Origin of the sequence: Candidatus Frankia alpina, from assembly GCF_902806485.1 — a bacterium.
Taxonomy (GTDB): Bacteria; Actinomycetota; Actinomycetes; order Frankiales; family Frankiaceae; genus Frankia; species Frankia alpina.
In genome coordinates this window covers 1-2676 of record NZ_CADCWT010000401.1, presented here as the reverse complement: position 1 = coordinate 2676, position 2676 = coordinate 1, and the positions used below count along the sequence as shown (strand labels likewise).

The window sequence follows — 2676 nt, the reverse complement described above, 5'->3', positions numbered from 1 at the left end:
CCGCAACCTCGCCCTCCTCCGTAACCTCGCCCTCAGCCTCCTCCGCCTCCACGGCGTCATAAGAATCAAAGAAACCGTCGAACACATCGCCCGTGACCGCAACCGGGCCCTCACATTCCTCGCAACCTAGAGTAACCAGTCAGCACGGAAGGTGACCTTCGCGTGGCCCTGGGATGGATCGGAGGGTCCGGGCCGAACGGACCGCATTTTCCGGCGGGCGGGCCGTCCGGATCAGCTCCCCGTGGAGCGGCGCTCGCGCCCTCTTGACGGAAATCCGCCGACCAGTCGGGGACGTCGCAGAAAATTCCCAAGGCGACACGCGCTGGTTCCCGTGGAATATGCGGGCTGGCGGGCGGAGCTGAGGCGGACCCGATTTCCGGCAAATGGTTACTGCCGGGCGCGTCCTTGCGGACGCTCGGACGCGTCCGCCGTACGCGAAAACCGTAACGAAGCGTGACTGATCGGCAGGGACGGGCGGGCACGAATTGTCCGCGGACATGCGCCGGCCCGCGTCGGGCGGAGGAATCGCCCGGCGCGGGCCGGCGTGAAGCTGAGGTCGCAGGTCAGCCGTTGAGGCGGCTGACCAGGGCCTCGTGCTCGGCCCAGAGCTCGGCGGGGAGCCGGTCGCCGAACGTCTGGTAGTGCTCGGGGATCAGCTTGGCCTCCTGCTTCCAGACGTCGACATCGACCGTGAGCAGGGCGTCCAGGTCGGCGTCGTCGATTTCGAGGCCGTCGGTCGGCAGGGCGTCCCTGGTGGGCAGGACGCCGAGGGGGGTCTCCACGCCGTCGACGTTCCCCTCGAGGCGGCCGACGATCCAGGCAAGGACGCGGCTGTTCTCGCCGAAGCCGGGCCAGAGGAACTTGCCCTGCGGGCTCTTGCGGAACCAGTTCACGTAGTAGATCCGGGGCAGTTTCGCCTGATCGGCCTTCTGGCCGACCTCGAGCCAGTGGGCGAAGTAGTCAGCCATGTTGTAGCCGCAGAACGGGAGCATCGCGAACGGATCGCGGCGCAGCTTGCCGATCGCGCCGGCCGCGGCCGCGGTCGTCTCGGAGGCGACGATCGAGCCGAAGAAGACCCCGCGCCGCCAGTCGGGCGCCTCGGTGACCAGCGGAACCGCGGTCGTCCTGCGACCGCCGAACAGGATCGCCGAGATCGGCACGCCCTTCGGGTCCTCCCACTCGGAGGCGATGGTCGGGCACTGCCCGGCGGGGACGGTGAAGCGGGAGTTGGGGTGCGCGGCGGGCTCGGTGGACTCGGGGGTCCAGTCGCGGCCCTTCCAGTCGGTGAGGTGCGCCGGGGCCTGCTTGGTCAGCCCCTCCCACCAGACGTCGCCGTCGTCGGTGCGGGCCACGTTGGTGAAGACCGTGTTGCCCCACAGCGTCTTGATCGCGTTCGGGTTGGTCTGCTCGCCGGTGCCGGGGGCGACACCGAAGAAGCCGGCCTCGGGGTTGACGGCGTAGAGCCGGCCGTCCTCACCGAACCGCATCCAGGCGATGTCGTCACCGACAGTCTCCGCCTTCCACCCGGGAAGGGTGGGAATGAGCATGGCAAGGTTCGTCTTCCCGCAGGCCGACGGGAAGGCCGCGGCAATGTAGTGAACCTTACCCGCGGGCGACGTCAGCTTGAGGATGAGCATGTGCTCGGCAAGCCAGCCCTCATCGCGTGCCATGACCGACGCGATGCGCAGTGCGTAGCATTTCTTCCCGAGGAGTGCGTTACCGCCGTAACCCGATCCATAGGACCAGATCTCGCGGGTCTCCGGGAAATGAGTGATGTATTTCGTCGTGTTGCACGGCCACGGAACGTCGGCCGCACCGGCCTCCAGCGGAGCGCCAAGCGAATGCACCGCCGGAACAAAGAAGCCGTCTTCACCGAGCTGTTCGAGTGCGGGCGCCCCCATACGGGTCATGGTGCGCATGGAAATGACGACGTAGGGCGAGTCGGTGATTTCCACCCCGAGCGCCGAGATAGGCGATCCGAGCGGACCCATGCAGAATGGCACGACATACATCGTGCGACCGCGCATGGAGCCCTCGAACAGGCCCTGGAGCTTGACCCGCATCTCCGCCGGGTCCAGCCAGTTGTTCGTCGGGCCGGCGTCCTCGGCCTTCTCGGAGCAGATGTAGGTCCGGTCCTCGACCCGGGCCACGTCGCTGGGGTCCGAGGCGGCGTAAAAGCTGTTGGGACGCTTTTCGTCGTTCAGTCGGACCAGCGTCCCCTTCTCAATCAGGAGACTGGTCAGCCGGTCGAACTCGGCCTCCGATCCGTCGCACCACTCAACCCGTTCCGGCTGGGTGAGTTCGGCGATCTCACGCACCCAGGCGACCAGCCTGGCGTGCTTCGTCGGGGCCGCTTCCAGCCCCGGAATCTGTGCCGCGGTCGTCACAGCTCACACCTCCGGTCGAGTCGAACCCGCCGCGTTCTTTCCCCGTATGCAGGTGCCCACTTCAGTACTCGAACGTACTCGTTCACGCGCTGACAAAACCCGCGGTACAGGGGCAGTTCGAGGCCGCGTTCAGGATCATTAGACTGTACCGCGCGTTCCCCCCGCAGTCGCGCGATAGCGAGTGGACAGAAGCGTCGGATCCATCACGCACCGGTACGGACGGACCGCCGCAGGGTGACTCCGTCTCGTGGCTGTCGGAAGCCCCGGGTTATCGTCCTGGGCGTGGCCC

The 2676-nt window shown here is 67.2% G+C and carries 1 protein-coding gene; it reads right to left on the bottom strand.

Annotated elements, in window-relative coordinates; all coding sequences use genetic code 11:
* Positions 1-563: 563 nt before the first annotated feature.
* Entirely contained in the window at positions 564-2387 is a 1824-nt protein-coding gene (locus G6R25_RS23265; RefSeq protein ID WP_163554574.1) for a phosphoenolpyruvate carboxykinase (GTP), read from the bottom strand.
* Positions 2388-2676: the final 289 nt, after the last annotated feature.